Annotated in this window: 16 protein-coding genes; all 16 read right to left on the bottom strand. The window is 56.1% G+C overall.

Features of this window, described 5'->3' with window-relative positions; translation table 11 throughout:
- Position 1: 1 nt before the first annotated feature.
- Entirely contained in the window at positions 2 to 1,939 is a 1,938-nt protein-coding gene (locus tag ACLHV8_RS04535; protein ID WP_410376809.1) for a lytic transglycosylase domain-containing protein, read from the bottom strand.
- 123 nt (positions 1,940 to 2,062) lie between these two features.
- Positions 2,063 to 2,656, bottom strand: a complete 594-nt coding sequence (locus tag ACLHV8_RS04530) for a hypothetical protein (protein ID WP_410376808.1) — start codon at positions 2,654 to 2,656, stop codon at positions 2,063 to 2,065.
- 2 nt (positions 2,657 to 2,658) lie between these two features.
- On the bottom strand, positions 2,659 to 3,096 hold the full coding sequence (locus ACLHV8_RS04525) for a hypothetical protein (RefSeq protein ID WP_023327272.1): 438 nt from the start codon (positions 3,094 to 3,096) through the stop codon (positions 2,659 to 2,661).
- Positions 3,097 to 3,099: 3 nt separating this feature from the next.
- Positions 3,100 to 4,494, bottom strand: a complete 1,395-nt coding sequence (locus ACLHV8_RS04520) for a hypothetical protein (protein WP_410376807.1) — start codon at positions 4,492 to 4,494, stop codon at positions 3,100 to 3,102.
- Positions 4,495 to 4,498: 4 nt separating this feature from the next.
- The gene (locus tag ACLHV8_RS04515; protein ID WP_333487896.1) at positions 4,499 to 5,440 is read right to left on the bottom strand and encodes a hypothetical protein; all 942 of its coding nucleotides are present in this window, start codon (positions 5,438 to 5,440) and stop codon (positions 4,499 to 4,501) included.
- Complete coding sequence (locus tag ACLHV8_RS04510; RefSeq protein WP_410376806.1) at positions 5,424 to 5,858, bottom strand: hypothetical protein; 435 nt, start codon at positions 5,856 to 5,858, stop codon at positions 5,424 to 5,426. The genes ACLHV8_RS04515 and ACLHV8_RS04510 overlap by 17 nt, the downstream gene beginning before the upstream one ends.
- Entirely contained in the window at positions 5,855 to 6,283 is a 429-nt protein-coding gene (locus tag ACLHV8_RS04505) for a hypothetical protein (RefSeq protein ID WP_410376805.1), read from the bottom strand. Before ACLHV8_RS04505 ends, ACLHV8_RS04510 begins: the two co-directional genes overlap by 4 nt.
- Positions 6,280 to 6,762 (bottom strand): hypothetical protein, encoded by a 483-nt coding sequence (locus ACLHV8_RS04500; RefSeq protein WP_109536370.1) that lies wholly within the window; start codon positions 6,760 to 6,762, stop codon positions 6,280 to 6,282. The genes ACLHV8_RS04505 and ACLHV8_RS04500 overlap by 4 nt, the downstream gene beginning before the upstream one ends.
- Before the next feature lie 68 nt (positions 6,763 to 6,830).
- The gene (locus tag ACLHV8_RS04495) at positions 6,831 to 7,862 is read right to left on the bottom strand and encodes a hypothetical protein (protein ID WP_045407450.1); all 1,032 of its coding nucleotides are present in this window, start codon (positions 7,860 to 7,862) and stop codon (positions 6,831 to 6,833) included.
- A gap of 16 nt (positions 7,863 to 7,878) precedes the next feature.
- Positions 7,879 to 8,739 carry a hypothetical protein gene (locus ACLHV8_RS04490; RefSeq protein ID WP_410376804.1) on the bottom strand — a complete coding sequence of 287 codons (861 nt, stop codon included), beginning with the start codon at positions 8,737 to 8,739 and terminating at the stop codon, positions 7,879 to 7,881.
- Between the two features lie 15 nt (positions 8,740 to 8,754).
- On the bottom strand, positions 8,755 to 10,374 hold the full coding sequence (locus tag ACLHV8_RS04485; protein ID WP_410376803.1) for an NUDIX domain-containing protein: 1,620 nt from the start codon (positions 10,372 to 10,374) through the stop codon (positions 8,755 to 8,757).
- 12 nt (positions 10,375 to 10,386) lie between these two features.
- Positions 10,387 to 11,211: a hypothetical protein gene (locus ACLHV8_RS04480; protein WP_152403234.1), complete on the bottom strand. Its 825-nt coding sequence runs from the start codon at positions 11,209 to 11,211 to the stop codon at positions 10,387 to 10,389.
- Positions 11,208 to 12,629: an anti-CBASS protein Acb1 family protein gene (locus ACLHV8_RS04475; RefSeq protein ID WP_277592289.1), complete on the bottom strand. Its 1,422-nt coding sequence runs from the start codon at positions 12,627 to 12,629 to the stop codon at positions 11,208 to 11,210. The genes ACLHV8_RS04480 and ACLHV8_RS04475 overlap by 4 nt, the downstream gene beginning before the upstream one ends.
- A gap of 11 nt (positions 12,630 to 12,640) precedes the next feature.
- Positions 12,641 to 13,972, bottom strand: coding sequence for a terminase large subunit domain-containing protein (locus ACLHV8_RS04470; RefSeq protein ID WP_103142407.1), 1,332 nt, complete (start codon positions 13,970 to 13,972; stop codon positions 12,641 to 12,643).
- 1 nt (position 13,973) lies between these two features.
- Positions 13,974 to 14,714, bottom strand: coding sequence for a hypothetical protein (locus ACLHV8_RS04465; RefSeq protein WP_410376802.1), 741 nt, complete (start codon positions 14,712 to 14,714; stop codon positions 13,974 to 13,976).
- Positions 14,715 to 14,776: 62 nt separating this feature from the next.
- Positions 14,777 to 15,295: a Rha family transcriptional regulator gene (locus ACLHV8_RS04460; protein WP_001064347.1), complete on the bottom strand. Its 519-nt coding sequence runs from the start codon at positions 15,293 to 15,295 to the stop codon at positions 14,777 to 14,779.
- Positions 15,296 to 15,354 lie beyond the last annotated feature (59 nt).

Here is a 15,354-nt window from a genome sequence, read left to right as displayed (position 1 = left end):
ATTATCGAACTCCGAGTTGAGAGCTGGAAACAACGGCATTTCCGCCAGTGTTGTTATAAACGACCATCCCAGAGCCGTTCCCAGTAAGCCCTCTGTCAACAATCTGTTGCAGCAGTTGGTTGGTCTTGTTCGTGTTTTTGGCAACCTCTGAATTGTCGCTGCCGTTTTCTATTGCTGGGGTTTTACGTGAACCCTGCATTTCCGCGTACTGCTCTTTAGCGCTTAGCGCAGGAACTCCGTAAATCTGCTGGTATTTTTCATTAACCCTTCCTGGATATGCGATGTTCTCGGCACTACCACGCCTGACTCCGCCGTTGTAATACCGCAATGCTTCCTCCAGATCACCACCAGCATTTTTGTTAGCCCAGTTCATCCCGTCACGCAGAACTCTTGCCCCAGCCATGATGTTATCGTGAGGATCGAATGGCTTTTCTCCCGGCTTGAAGTTGTCTGGCATAACTTGCATTAACCCTTGCGCGCCAGCCTTGGAAACTGCGTTTTGGTCCCATGATGACTCAGCCGCAGCCAGGGCCTTTAATAGCTTCGGATCAACGTTGTATTTTTTAGCCGCCTCTTCGAAATACTCATCGTATTGAACCGGAGCAACTCCCGAAGCCAGTTTTAACTTTTTCAACCAACCGGGAACGTTCGGATCGCTCTCACTTCCAGGAACATAATCAGGGCCGCCGTTCGGGTCGTGGACAGTCTGGTTGTTAAGCATTGGCGAGGAGGCCGCCATAAACTCACTCACGCTGGCTTTGCCAGTGAATAGGTCAATTACTCTACCTATCGACTGACCTAGCCTACGCAGGCCATCCATAAAATCATCAACATCTTTGGCGAAATCAGGGGATGCGAGATAATTTCCAAATTTCTCAATCCCCACCGCCAGGCTATCAATCCATTTACCCAGTTCAGGTGACTGCAACACGGTATCAATGGCGCCAGCCAGCGCATCAGAGAGTTTGCTCAGCTGCGGGGTGAGCGGGCCGAGCCCGCGCACAAACGCATTTCGAATACTCTGGCTACTGTAATCCAGTTGGACGTTGAAATCCTGCCACTGCCGCGCCTGCTGATCGGTGATCTGCAGTAACTTCGCATCCTTCTGCGCCCGGCGTTCCATCGCATCGATTTCTTCATCGCTCATGTTTTTAAAGCGATTCAGGTCATCCAGGCTGAAAAAGTTCGTCAGCCCGTAAGCGTTAGCTCCCTGCAGGGTGCTGCCGTTTTTGACAAAAATGTCTCGCGCATTGCGAATCATCTGCGGCAGGAGTTTGGCCGGGTCCTGGTCTGGGTTGTTGATGCCCATAGCCTGGAATGTCCAGCGCTTTGACAGATCCATCTGGCTGTCACGGATAGCGCCCAGCGTTGCTGTCGGGTTACCGAGTGCCTTCTGGTAGTTAATGGCTGTGGAGTCCAGCGCGCCGATACTCGTCCCGATCCCGAGAGAGGTGAAGCGCTGTGAACCGGTTGTGGCCGCCAGGCGGTTAAGCCCGAAAAGACCGCCTACGCCCAGCACGCCGGTGAACAGGCCGACGATACCACCCCACGACAGCAGGCTTGTGGTTGCATCCCTGATGTGCCCGGCCAGCGATTTCGCATCCTTCGAGGCGTCACTCAAAAACCCCTTTGATGAACGAGTTTTCTTGTTGAAGTCTTCCTGACTTTTATTCGCACGGTCGAGGCTGTCGGTAAGCCGCTCAAGCCCGCTATTTATCGACAGAATCGCGCTTGCCCCCTCAGAAAAAGCCTTAGCCAGAAGGTCACCCTCTGTTTTTGCTTTCGCCGTCTCTTTAGTGGCATCCGTGGCGCCATGCGCCAGCACGCGCCATGCTTCAGGGAGTTCCTCTAATGCGGCCTGATATTCTTTAAACTTCTCCAGAAACGCGACAAACTTGTCGTCATTTACGTCAATATCGACAATAGACTTAGCCACCATTGAAGGAACCCCTGTCTTTTAGCGCGGAAATAATGTAACGCTGGCGGTACTGCGCCGGGCTGGCGAACTCTTCGCCGGTAATTTCCCTGATCACCCGCCAGAAACCCTCGTTAGACGCCCAGTCTAGGAGGGTATGTATGACGTTTCCGGCTGGGCACTCGGGGTCTGGATATCGGTAGGCGGATTCGACGTCAGCAACGAATCGCGGAACGCCGTAACGCTCAATGATTCGAGTTGCCCACCGAACATGCCGATCACTGATCCCACTGTCGGCGCTATCAGCTGTGCTTTCTGAATGGCAGAGGAAACCATAAAAAAAACCACCTCACCTTCAACTTCGCGATATTCGTCAGGTGAGATGATCCCCTGCTTCATCGCGGCGTCGAATGATGTTGTTTTCCAGGTGCCGCTGTCATTCCAGACCACCGAAGTAAGGCGCTGGATCTCGTCAACGATGGTTGGAGCCTGCTGGGTCTGCTGGTTAGCTTCGTCCCTTAGTTCCTGCTCGCGCTGGAGCTTTTTACGGAGCATCATCGCGGCGACACGCGCCGCGCCCAGGCCGCCCACCTGTGAGATGAAGTTGGTGAACAGGTTGCCCAGCAGCAGACAGTGCTCTTCCACCACCTCATATGGGAACGGGGTCACATGCAGGTACACGATTGACCCGTCGTCCCGGGTGATGTTTGTTACCAGGTTGAGCTTTTTGTCTATTTTCACAATCAGACCCACATGTTGTCGTTAGCCAGGATATAACCGCTGATGGTCACCACGTACCCGGCATCCATACCGGTAAAAGGCAGCTCGTTGAAGTTCACCAGGTAAGCGTTAAGCACGGTGAAATTGCTGAGCGTGTTCGCATCCGGGGTGATCACCACCTCGCCCAGTGCCGTATCGGTGGCGAAGCGGTTTTTGTAGCTGTCGCTCAGGCCCTGCGTGCGCAGCAGATGGACGGTGACAGTCACCTGCTGATATGGCGCCTGACTGCCTACGGTGCCGGTCAGCGTCGGGATAATGTCCGTCGCCGGGCCATCAGGACGCATGCTGATGGCGTCCTTGCCAAGGTAAGAGGCGGTGATGTTCAGCGCCGGAACGTCAGTTACTGACACCGCGCCGCGTACACGATTGAGGAATCCCTGCGGTACTAATGGGTTTGCCATTTTTTACGCCCCTACAAAGTTGGTTACGTTCACGTTAAACGTGATGGATTCGAAGCCGCGGCGCGGCGTCATTACGGCGCTCAGGCCAGCGTATTTGCCAGCGGCGTAATCGGACGGATTCAGGCTGGTGTAATTCGCGAACGGAACGGCGTTAATCACCGCGTTACCGGCATACGTGCCTTTCTCGTATTCGGTGTTGAAGTCCTGCTGCGTCAGTGCGGTACCAATCACGCGGCCGAGGATCAGACCGTAACTGATGCCGTTGCGCAGCGTCTTCAGCGCGCGACGCTGCAGGCGGTCGATGCCGTTCTGCTCGTAGTACAGCGGGTTAACAGTTGTGTTTGACCCGTTGATGATTTCGTTGGCCAGGTCGAGCTCGAGGTTGATTGCAGTCCACGCCACGGAATACCAGTAGTTGAACGGATTGCCGTCCAGCATGTGGCCTGCCACCAGCATTTTGTTGCTCAGCCCACCTTCCGCGGCGGTGCCGACATAGTTGATGCTGTTGTCCTGGAGCTGCTTCAGCAGCGTGCCATTGCCTTCTACCGGGTACTCGGTTACGCCGTAGCCAAAGCGGTACGCCATTGGCGGTACCATGTTTGATGAGCCAGGATCGTTTGCCAGAGATGACTGGAACGGGAACGCCATGGAAAACTCACCAGCGGGGATGTTTGTTGACTCCACGCCTGCAAGAACAGATTTGTTTTTGGTGGCGACCCACGCCGGATAGGTGGCAATCGTGGTGGTAACGAAGAAATAAACCAGTGACGCCGGACTGGTATACAGACCTGTCAGGGTTTTAAACGTCGGCTCGCCATCCCACTCGCGCGGCACCAGGTACGAGAAGAATTTCTGGTAAGTGTTACCCAGAGAGATATCCTCATCGATGAAGTCGGCCAGTGCAGCCACAGCAGCAGCGACGGACACATCACCCAGCTCCAGCACGTAGACCGAACGGGTTGTGCCCTGCGCCCAGAACGTGGTGTTCATCTCGATGATTTCGTTTGCTGCTACGGTTTTCACCGTACCCATAACTGTTGCCGTGCCCGGGTCTGTTGCCAGTGGGTAAGTGAAGGCGGTAGAAGTGGTCACAGTGGCTGTTACGGCGCGGTTATACGATGCCGGGGTAACGCCAGAGACAACCAGCGGGATAGTATCGCCAACGTTCCATCCATGCGCCGCCGAGAGGGTCACCGTAACCACGCCAGTTGCCCAGGTGATCGTTGAAATGGTTTTTGCTGGTGAGGTAATGGCCTTCAGATCGTCTTTGGTCGTCAGGAGCTGATACTCACCTGCTGCCAGGGTTGTTCCGCCCATTGAGATCATCGCGCCGGATTTAAGCAGCTGAGAGGGCTTCGGTGGGTTGGTCACCGAGACGTTAATGTTAACAATTGCCATTTATTTATTTCTCCGGGTAAATGGACGGAATCGCTGACGTGATCAGCTTGCGCGCGACGTTCCGCATGCGCTGCTGGTAATAGTTGACTTTGAATTTGATGGTTTTTCTCATGGCGATGATGTTCAGCTCGTTCTGCGTTACGCGCTCGTCCTGAACGACAGGGATATTCATCACACCCATTTCCGCGTCATCGCCGAGCGTGTACTGCTGCACGTACCTGAGGAAATCCTCAACCCCGGCATTACGCAGGCCAGTGACGGAGATCGTCACATCCTCGGAAACCAGCTGATACTGATTTTGCTGCTCATCGAGGTAAAAGGCCCCGGCGATCGGCGCGGTGTTGCTGCACTTCACCGTTGCATACGGCGGTGACAGGTTCTGCGTCGACAGCATGGCCGGGAACATCGGCATGTACTGGCTCAGCGCCAGCCATACCGGCAATGAGCTCGAAACCACCACATCAGACAGGTCGATATCGTCGGCAGAGTTGATGATCTGCGATCGCATGTAGGGGAAGATTGCCTCCCCTGTGTAGTGGTAGAGGTTGGCCGGTTCGTTCAGCCCGGTGCGCCGGGAGAAGGAAAACTGGATACCGAAGAACTCGCCGATATACAGGACATCAGATCCGATATCGTTGAACGGGTCGATATCCGCCTGAGCGGTAAACGTCACGACGTTCCGGTCATAGAGCTGCTCATCGTCCTGGATGGTTTCGGTCGTCAGGTGCAGATAGCCCTTAACGTCAACCGTATCCGGCTCGCTGCTGGGGTCGTCCGACAGAACAGACGCTTTCACCCAGAAGACGAAACCATCGAGGGGCAGCACCTTGCGGATATACTTCGTGAACGTGACCACCTGAAAGCGGCTCAGGTCATCAAGACCCTGCGTCAGGGTGGCGTTAAGCTCTGTTTTTGCAGTTTGCTGCAACTCACTCAGGGAAGGCATTCAGCACCCCGCTTACCCAGGCGCGCATCGCGGCCTGATAGGTTCCGGTATCGATGAATGACGGGCGCGGTGGGCCCTTTTTGTTCTTGAATCGCCGGGAGATACCGTCCAGCGCGCGGCGCGTAGGCACTCCCGGCAATCCGTTCATTTCGGTGTTGTCGAGGAATCCGACGAACAGGTCATGGATCTGTGACATTGATTGTCGAAAAGGGTCACTCTGTGGCGGGAAGCCTGCAATCAAGTTTTCCAGTTGTTCCGCCATGTCCTTTGCCATCAAATCAGCGATGTCGTTGCTGTACCTGTCGAAAAACGTCTGCATGATCTGGTACTTTTCCTCCAGATACTCGGCGACGTCTCCTGTTGTGGTGTTCTCGTCCTCATACGGGACGTCAATCACTCCAAGGTGGAAGGTGATCATGACAGCCCCCACAGGCTGCCGAACTGCTGGGCAATCATCAGGTACCGGCGGCCCCATGGGTCCTGCAACATCTGCAGGTCAGCCAGCGACAGGTCTTTGAAGAAGTCCGGAACCAGGCGCTGAGCGCTGGTTGAGTTATCCCCTGCACCAGTAATCACGCCAGCCTTGAAATCGTTCAGGCCATACGTTTTCCTGAACTCGGCGAATACCGATTCCGTGCCATAGTTGACCAGGAAAGACGCGCCCAGGTTGTACACCGCAACGGTGTACAGGTTCGGCGTGACGCACGCGATATCAGGGTTTACCCACTCAACCGCGCCGCCATATGCCAGGTTGAAAGACGGCGAGTCGTCGGGAACCTGCTCGGCGGTCACGCCCATGTCAGTTCGAACGAATTCGATGAATCCCGACAGGCTCGTTGTCATTTTTTCTTGCTCCCGGATTTTTCAGTCACGATTGTTTCGTTAACCGTTGGGGTGTCTTCGCTGTCTTCGCGGCCTTTCGCCTGCTCAGCGCTGACTTCCATTTCGCCGGAATAGCCGGTACCGCTTTCGCGCAGAGAACTATCCAGAGCCGCTACGGATGCCTGGCGGCGGCCGTGGGCGCCACGGGTCAGGTGAATATCGTTATCGCGGATTGCTTTTTCGATTACCGACGCTGATACAGGCTTGTTCAGGCTGTAGCACAAGCCGACAAACGCCTGGCTCTGGTCGATTTTCGTCGAGTCAACCAGACCGTAAACCTGGTGATGCTGCACCACTGCGTCAACTTCTTCAGTTGAGCCATCCAGCACCATCATCTGATCGCCGTGGTTAATCGGGATCTGAATAAGGCGGCCGGTCTCCAGCTTGCGATAGGCGAAAATCTGGCGCTGCTTGGTGGTGTTAGCGATATAGAGTTTCATTGGTTACCCTCGTAAAAAAGCCCCTGCTGAGTTTCCCCGGCAGAGGCTTAACCACTTCAAAGAATGAATCAGGCGCTGTACGCCATGGACAGGATGGTGATTGCTTCCGGACGAACTGCCCAGCCTGCGGTAGAACGCATTTCGGACAGAACATCGATGGCACCACCAGCGATCGGCGTCGGAATCTCACGCGGCGCGGCCATGTCGGTAAACATCAGCGCGTTCGCGGCAAGAGACGGGGTCAGCTTGGCGAATTCGTTGGTGTTCACAGTCGAGTTGACCATTGGCACTTCGACCTCAGGGATGGTGATTACCACCGCGTCGGTACCGCCAGCGCCTGCGCCGATAAGGGTATCGTCATACACCCAGTCAACCTGGACGTTTGCGCCTTTCAGCACTTCTTTCACCGTGCCGCCGACGGTGTCAGTACCACCACCAGGACGCTGGTAAGAAGTCAGTTGAACGATCTGCTGAATCTCCATAGCACCGAGGACGCGCTGCGGCCCCAGGATAACGACACGCTGCTGGCGGCCCAGTTGCATGGTACGGGTCAGTGCTGCCTGTACGTGGCCCAGCAGATATACCGCCATCTGGCCGTGGTCATAGGTCAGCACAGTGGTGTTGCCGTTGCTGTCCGGAGGCAGGGACTCGGTCGTCGCGCCAGCAGTGTTCAGCAGGCCTTCACCGCCAGCTGGGTTCATGCCGTACAGCAGAGCAGAACGCAGCTGTTGGAAAATGCCCTGACGCATGCCCAGGCGCTGAGCTTCCGGCAGTGCAAAGTTCCAGTTACCGGCAGCGGCCATGTCATGGTGATCGTAGATACCACGGCAGCGGAACAGGTAGGTTGGGGTTGAAATCATCTTCGCATCCAGCGCCACGCTCGGCAGCTGGTTACCGTTACCGGACTGGCTGGAAGTGGTCTGGGTGCGAATATCCAGGCGGCGCATGTAGACGTACTGGTCGCCCACGCCGAGACGGACTTGCGGGTTACCGCTGGCGATGGTTTCAAACGCACCTGACGCCTGCTGATAACCAATGATCATCTCCGGCGCGATGTACGACGGATTGACGATGGTGTAGCTGGGGGTAATTGCAGCCATTTAATTCAGCTCCCGATTAAAGTAAGACCAGCGCGCAGCTGTCGGTGTTATTCCAGGTCAGGAAACCAGTCGCGCTGTCATAGCTGACAGTCTTGGAGTTGCCTGATTCGATGGCGAGCACTTTTACCGGCAGCGTGATGTCGGAAAGCGTAACTGCGCCGATGGTGCCCTGCGTGGTTGCAGCGCCGCCTGGTGCAGTTGCCGGGGCATAGGTGAAGGTCGTTGTGTTCACGACTGAAAGCACGACCACAGTGCCGTTGTACGCCGCAGGGGCGACGCCGCTGATTTTCACGTACTGACCAGCAGTCAGGCCATGAGCTGAAGCGGTTACCGCTGTCGCCACGCCATTGGCATAGGTCACTGCAGTTGTCTCAATATCAGAACCGGAGAAACCGGCCGCCGCCGCGGTGGTGATCTGGTTGTTCACAAAATCCCAGGCCAGCGGCGTTTTCACCGACGCACCGGAAGTGCCCAGCGCAACAACCTGTGCAGAGGCTTTCAGCGGCACGCGCATGTTGGATCCCAGACGATAGTACGAAACGCTCATGCCTGATGCGTACAGCGGTACCGGTGACTGAGGAGTGGTCAGGCCGTTGTGAGCCTGATTGAAGACAGTGAAGCCTTCCAGCTCGGCAACAGACACAGCGCGACGGATGTAAGAACCGCGTGGGCTTGAACTGGTGCCAGGCAGAAGCTCAGCAACCGGCAGACCGCCCCACAGTGGTTTGGTTTCCGTTGCCGCCACGGTGCCCGCTGCCAGGTTGAAGCGGTTGGCCGGGTCATCCAGCGCCACGCCCTGAATATAACCGTCGGACTGCACACCGAAGGAGCCCAGCGCGTTCGTGGTTGCCATCGGGTTAAGAGATAAGTTAGCCATGCTTGAGAGCTCCCGTTAAGCCTGGTTGTTGAAACTGGTGACCTGACGCTTGCCGGACTGGAACGGAGCCCAGGTGGCAGCAGGATCGCCTTCGAAGGTGCTGATCTGGCGACCGGTCGCATCAGCGCGTTTAATTTCGCGCAGCATGCCAGGGCCAACAGACAGGCTTGCCGATTTCTGCGCGTCGGCGTAGATCGTCTTCTCGGCTACGCTCAGCAGGGCTGAGTCAGCGATAGAAGACAGGTCGACGGATTTGAAGTCAGGCGAATGCTCCTGCAACTGGATCATCAGGCGGCGGCGATATGCCAGCGGCTTTTCACCAGACAGCGGCACCGGCGCGCGCTTGCCGAAGCAGGAGAACACGCTATCGGCCTTCACCTGTGCGTCGGCGACTTCGTTGCGCTCTTCATCGCTCAACTCGGTTGGGATGCGGGAGCGCAGGTCGGCGATCTGCTGACGCAGTTCAGAATCAGCCTTTTCTTTCGCCATACATTCCGCCTCTTCCGCGTCGGCCTTCTCTTTGGCTTCAGCGTCTGATTTTTCTTTCGCGGCTTTCTCTTCCGCGTCAGCTTTGGCTTTCGCCTCTTCGGCCTCTTTTGCCTCAGCATCAGCCTTTTCTTTCTTGGCTGCTTCTTCGGCATCGGCCTTGGCTTTCAGGTCTGCTGCTTCTGAGTCAGCCTTAGCCATGCGTGCGTCAATCGCCTTATTGATTAGCGCTACGATTTTTTCCTCGTCCATCTTTTCAGCCTCGTTTGGAATGGAATCAGATTTAACACCAGTAGGGGCAAGGAGCTTGTCCCATACGCCCTGTTCACAAATTGCAACGTGGTCGAGCAATACCGGGGAACCTTCCACCAATAGAGGCTGACCGTCGATTTTGATGATTGAGTCCTGCGCTTCGCTGTAGGTGACGGTTGGCGAGGTACTCAGCTGCCGTGTCGCCATAATTTCGGCGGCTTCAGCGTCGTACACCCGGCCAATAGCCCAGACCTCGCCATTATCAGCAACCCAACTGTTCGTCAGGGTGCCGATAACACGCTTCGCAAATTCATCGCTATCGAGCTTGTTTTTCTCCGGGTGCAGCCAGATAAGCGGTACACCGGCAACTCTCTGGAGAAACTCTGGGGTGAGATAGTCGTCCGGGTTACGGAAGGCCATCTGTTGATCTGCAGAGCGCCAGGTAACCCCTGTTCCGGTTACCCGGATGGCGAACATCCACATGTTGATAAAGAATTGCGGGCTGCTTAGCGTCCCGTCAGCGATGAGCGCGGCCACCTCGGTTTCATTGAGCGCCTGCTGCGCCAGCATCTCAGCGAATGGCTGATGAAGCGGTTTGGGCAGATCGTCAATGTGAAACCATCCAGCGGCCAGCGATTCGTCGTTAAGCTTCGCCTCGAACCTCTCCGGCACCTCGGCGCGAAACGTCAGATAATCGCCGTATACGCTGTGCGGAGTCAGCGGGCCATCGTACTGATAGCCCACCTCTTCCAGCACCTCGCGGCGCGCGGTATCAATAGCCAGCTCGCCCGGCTCTACCGTTCCGCCAGGCTGGCACCACGTGCCATCATCCGAGCGCTGGATCAGGAAGACAAACTTACCCTGACGGAACATTATCCCGCTGCCAAAAATAGCCACGTTTTAATGCTCCTATGCTGCTTTCTTCATCGACTCCATGAACTTCTGCCCCTTCTGGGTCAGCATGTATTCAGGAATGCTTCGGAGGTTGTAGATGTATGTCACGTAGCACTGGCAAAAAACCTCTTCGCCAGGCTGAGTGATTTCATCCAGGTAACCGGCTGGCCCGGCTTTCACGTACCCGTTTTTTTGCGCCCAGTTCCCGCGAATCAGGTAATACAGCTGATCGCGTTCCTTGTGGTCTTCCCGGAAGTCATAACCCGGCCGCCGCCAGTGGCTGTGCCATATCGCTGCAATCGCGTTATTGCTGGTTGCGATCACGTTGTCGATGTTGGCTATCAGCTTATGGTTCTGGTCGATCATCACCCGGCGCGCTTCATAGTCGACCTTCTCGGCGGCCTTCTGAATGTGCGCTGCCGTCTCCCGCATCGTTCCCTGAATGCCGGTCAGCGCAATGCTGTCTGCTGAGGGAATGCTGCTGGCCCAGCCGCTAAACCGCGACAACGTGGTGTCGATGGCTTTTTTGCGGTTGAGCTGGATTAGGTCAGCGCTGGCGAGGATCCGCCTGTCGAGCTCCGTCCTCAGCTTCGGCTCAAGGTAGTTGAGCGTGAACCGGGATATGCCCTGATGGCGCTTCAGCGCGCCAGCGCGGCCCACCTGCAGGTCGTATGCCTTCGTCAGGTTGCGGGTGACCATCGCCATGTAGTCATCGGCGGTTTCGCTTTCGGCGGCCTGGCGGATAATCGCCTGCCAGCGCTCCAGCTCTTCACGGGATGAGTAGCCGTTGCGGAGAAAGAACTTCACCGCGTCTCTCACTGTTCTGGTGAAAGTGTTCATAGCATCATCCCGCCGCCAGGCTCTTCAGCTTTCGGCGGCTCTGGCGGTGGGTTTTCCTTCAGCGAGTCGTAATCGAGATTAAGCCGCTGAGGGAATAGGTTCTCGTTGGCGTTGGCGTTTTCACACGCCCACTCGATCAGCGTCGCGCGGTTTTCCGGGTCAGCCGTGAGCTGCGGCAGCACCACTTCCAGCATGCTGACGATAGCCTTAAAGCGCGTTTCGTCGACCTTCACCTTCTCGCTTTCCGGCTCTTTCAGGGAGGACGGCCAGCGATATTCGAAGTTGTTTATCCAGCTCGCGAAATAGACGCTGTAGGTGTTTTTCAGCTCCGGGAAGTCAGCGCGCAGCGACTGGAAGAACTCAATGCTCCAGGCGCGGTACTGGCAAACGCGAATGAAGAACGCATAAAGCGGGTCCAGCCACTCGCGGATGTTGTCGATGTATACCGCCACGGCGCGGGCATCTTCTGTTCCTTCACCAAATCCCTGAGCGAACGTCTCAGAGTTGAGGATGATCGCCGGCATGTCTGCGGCGGCGGCCACGTTCTCCAGGATGTGTTTACGCGCAGAGTCGAGAGGTTTTTCCAGGTTGCTCAGGTCGATTGACTCGATGTTGTCGCTCTCGCCGATCTGCAGGACCTCTCCCGTCTTCCCGCGCTTCAGCATCATGCGCTTGATTCCGCTGAGCTTCTGCATCATGTTGTTGACGACGGAGCTTGGCCCCTTAATTTTCGTCACCAGCAGGCCGCCTTTCACCGCAACCATATCGTCTGTGCGCATGGTCTGGATGAAAGACTTCAGCGGGTAGAGCGCGCGCTGGTACACGCTGCGACCGGTGAAGCCGAACGCCGCAGGGTTGTAAGCGAGGTAAATTGGATCCTCGTTCTGCACGACGACACAGCGCGATTTGTGATACGGCTTGCCAGCAACCCGGATGCCGTCGACTTTCTGGAAGTCTTGGGCGTTCGGGTCCTGATTCAGCACGATACTGCCGGCGGTGTTCAGCGGGTCCAGGATGTTAAAGCTGACGTTGTGCTTGTACAGCGTGCGGTAGTCCAGAGATTCGTTCGGCTCCTGGTTATCCACCAGCATGGCGATCGCTGATACGCCGTAAATTCGGGCGATGCGCGCGGCGTTGGCGATGTGCTGGTTCGCACCCATCGCTTTCCATTCGCGCTCGAACGCGTCACGAAGGCGCTGCTCAAGTCCATAGGACTGGGCAACATGCACGGTGCGCGGCTCATTCATCGCCATTTTAATCGGGCGATCCACCATCTTCCCGCCCAGCGGGTGGTAGAGGTAAACCGTTTTGCAGGTCTGATAGCCAGCCGTGGAACCTGGCTGGATGTCGTCGCTGTCCAGCAATGCCATCAACTCTGAGTGAGAGCAGCTGCCGATTTCGAAATCGTCTTCGTTCATTGGTTCTCTCGTCAGATTGCGTCGCCGCTGCCGAAGGCGATGATCAGCCCGTAGGTGTAATCATCGAGCAGGTCATCGGCGCGCTTATGCGCTTTCTTGTCGGCAAGGTGGAATCGGGAAACCTGCTTGTGCAGATGGTTTGCTGTCTCGCCCTTGAAGACGGCTGTCTTCTCGTAAGCGTGTCTGGATATTTTCGCCAGGCCGCGGTAGTGATAACCGGAGGCCATAATGGCGCGCTCGTCCTTTCCTTTGCTGGTCAGGGCGGATTCGATTTTGTTTACCGGCCATCCCAGGCTTTCGCCTTTCTGCAGGAGGATGCTGCCCATGCTGGCGTCTTCGATGAACACGCCGAGGCTGCCGTTGATGGCTACACACTGGCCGGAAAGCTCGTTGAGGCGGTCGAACACCGACGGCATCCACGTTTCCAGCAGCGCGCCGTCAATCTGCACGACGTCCCAGTCCAGAATGGTGAGGCGCTGAATGCCGGGCCGGGTGTCGACGGCGTAATACACCACCGCCGTACCATCATGCTCGGATCCGCCTTTTACGGCGGTGTCCATGACAGCGAAGACGGCCTGGCACATTTCAGGGTAATCGACAGGCTGATCCTGATTCTCACCCTCAAACCATTTGCGGACGTCGAACAGCGAAGCGGCTGACCAGTCGACGAACTCGGCCAGAAACTCCTGGCGGAACACGCGCGGGTCGTTGTTGGCCTTCTCCTTCTCCAGTTCTTCCGGCGGAACGAACGGGTTGGAGGATGTCGGCGCGTGATGCTCGATAAAGCCAAGGTTCTTGTCGTGGCAGATGGCGTAGAAGAAGTTCTCTTCGTCCACCCCGTCCGGCGTTGAAAATACGTAGGCACGGCCTTTCGTCGTCAGCAGAGTTGGCTTAATCGACTTCGGCCAGATCTCCCTCAGCATCTCCGGCGACTTGGTAAATGCCGCCTCGTCTATCAGGATGATTTCGTACTCACGGCCACGGCCAGCCAGTTTGTTGTCGTTGGTGACCCAGAAGTCGATCTTCCCGCCGTTCTTCAGCAGCAGGCGCTTCTCCTGGCGGCTGAAGCTTTTCTTCAGCGGCAGCAGGATTTCTTCGAGCTTGTCGTAGATCTCCTGATACTGGCGATACTCAGCTGTAAAGATACCGACGCGGCCGCCGAGCTCAATGTCCATGCCAGGGCGCTTAAAAGGCGCTGTTGCGTAAGTAACCGCGGCGCTGGACAGCATGAAAGTCTTACCCCAGCGTCGGCCACACCGGACAGCATGCAGCTGACCTTCCCAGGAATCGGACCAGACCTTTAACTGCCCGTCATGCAGCGTCGGGAGGTAAATGTCGGCCATATCATCTTCCAGGTATCGGCAGGGTATTGTGTACGACGATCGCGTTGTCGCTGTCGCCGTCCTTCATGATGTCGATTTCCATTTCCACTTTTTCAGTGGCGCGTTCGCGGTAGGCAGCATCGACCCGGAGCTTCTCTATCGAGCCTTTGGTGTACTCCAGCGACTCGATACGCTGCGTGTTCCGGTGCATAGCCTTTTCAGCAGAGGAAATCAGCGAGTGGAGTTCCTTCGCCTTCTCGTCCGTTGCCAGCTCCAGCTCAGCCTGCCAGCGCCCGATGTTCTCCGCCGCCGTCAGATTCGCCGCGCGCAGCCAGAACAACTCATCGTCTAGCGTGAGCAGCTTCGCGTCTTCGGTGATTGCGTCAGAGAGAAGCATCCTGCGACCGTAGCCGCCGTGCTTCAGTGCATTCTGGTTGCCAGGCTGGAAGGCGTTCGTGGGCGGCGCTGTGCGTGACCCGCGTATCGGTTTCGCGTCTCGGGAATTTTTGGTGCTGCCTGTTTCACGGGTGGATTTTTTCACCTCCCCGGATTTACTTGCCTCGCCCCTTCCCTTTTGCGAATTCGCATTTTTTTTCGCAGACTCTTTCTGCGATTTCGCACCATACGAAGTTACTTTGATGTAGCGTTTCGCAGATGCGTAATTCAGTCCCTGAGCCTGGCACCAGTCTTTAGGGGAAATACCTGTTTTGGCATGCTCGGCGAGGAACTGGTCTTGCAGTGCTCCCCAGTCCGGTTTTGCCATAATACTTACCTCACGTTGACATTATCGAAGCCCCTCAGTGAAGAGCTTCTGTAATGCCGAGATCAGCCAATAAGTAATTCCGGCTGCGTTACCTGCATGATGTGCTCATGTTCGAGCTCCAGGACGCGCTTCTCTTTCTTCCGCTCGTTCATCAAACGGCTTCCGATCGTGCCTTTCAGCTTTGAGCGCGTTTCTTTGATCGCGTAGCGATGCTGCAATTCCTCACCCATCGCCATGCGCCGGTTTAGCTGCTCGGCCATCCAGTTGAAGGCATTGATGTAACACTCCTTCACTGCGGCAGCTGTTTTGCCAGTGAATCCCATCACTAGCATCATGCATCCGTCGCGGGTGATGTTATACATAGGCTGAACATCGCCATTTTTATCAATGAAATCAATGGGCGCAAAATTGCGCTGGGTGAAGTCATCGGAGCATTTCAGGTTACGTATGGCACGCAAAACGTCTTTGTGTCGCTTGCCAAAGTAATCCGCCACCTTGAGTGATGTGGTGATTATCTTGTTGTCGAGGGTCGTGACCATTTCGCGGAAGTCGAAGGCCGGAATAACTGACGGATTATTCATAGCGTGTACCTTTCTTTGAGATGAACCTTTGCCGCATAGGAAATCAGCCCGTCGAGGCT

It is taken from the genome of Enterobacter sp. CPE_E863, from assembly GCF_046521465.1.
Classification (GTDB): domain Bacteria; phylum Pseudomonadota; class Gammaproteobacteria; order Enterobacterales; family Enterobacteriaceae; genus Enterobacter; species Enterobacter adelaidei.
This window is presented reverse-complemented; position numbering and strand designations above follow the sequence as displayed.

Excerpts from the sequence above, each read along its gene's own strand:
- ACLHV8_RS04535 (WP_410376809.1), bottom strand. The coding sequence starts at position 1,939 with ATGGTGGCTAAGTCTATTGTCGATATTGACGTAAATGACGACAAGTTT.
- ACLHV8_RS04525 (WP_023327272.1), bottom strand. The coding sequence starts at position 3,096 with ATGGCAAACCCATTAGTACCGCAGGGATTCCTCAATCGTGTACGCGGC.
- ACLHV8_RS04520 (WP_410376807.1), bottom strand. The coding sequence starts at position 4,494 with ATGGCAATTGTTAACATTAACGTCTCGGTGACCAACCCACCGAAGCCC.
- ACLHV8_RS04515 (WP_333487896.1), bottom strand. The coding sequence starts at position 5,440 with ATGCCTTCCCTGAGTGAGTTGCAGCAAACTGCAAAAACAGAGCTTAAC.
- ACLHV8_RS04510 (WP_410376806.1), bottom strand. The coding sequence starts at position 5,858 with ATGATCACCTTCCACCTTGGAGTGATTGACGTCCCGTATGAGGACGAG.
- ACLHV8_RS04505 (WP_410376805.1), bottom strand. The coding sequence starts at position 6,283 with ATGACAACGAGCCTGTCGGGATTCATCGAATTCGTTCGAACTGACATG.
- ACLHV8_RS04500 (WP_109536370.1), bottom strand. The coding sequence starts at position 6,762 with ATGAAACTCTATATCGCTAACACCACCAAGCAGCGCCAGATTTTCGCC.
- ACLHV8_RS04495 (WP_045407450.1), bottom strand. The coding sequence starts at position 7,862 with ATGGCTGCAATTACCCCCAGCTACACCATCGTCAATCCGTCGTACATC.
- ACLHV8_RS04490 (WP_410376804.1), bottom strand. The coding sequence starts at position 8,739 with ATGGCTAACTTATCTCTTAACCCGATGGCAACCACGAACGCGCTGGGC.
- ACLHV8_RS04480 (WP_152403234.1), bottom strand. The coding sequence starts at position 11,211 with ATGAACACTTTCACCAGAACAGTGAGAGACGCGGTGAAGTTCTTTCTC.
- ACLHV8_RS04475 (WP_277592289.1), bottom strand. The coding sequence starts at position 12,629 with ATGAACGAAGACGATTTCGAAATCGGCAGCTGCTCTCACTCAGAGTTG.
- ACLHV8_RS04470 (WP_103142407.1), bottom strand. The coding sequence starts at position 13,972 with ATGGCCGACATTTACCTCCCGACGCTGCATGACGGGCAGTTAAAGGTC.
- ACLHV8_RS04465 (WP_410376802.1), bottom strand. The coding sequence starts at position 14,714 with ATGGCAAAACCGGACTGGGGAGCACTGCAAGACCAGTTCCTCGCCGAG.
- ACLHV8_RS04460 (WP_001064347.1), bottom strand. The coding sequence starts at position 15,295 with ATGAATAATCCGTCAGTTATTCCGGCCTTCGACTTCCGCGAAATGGTC.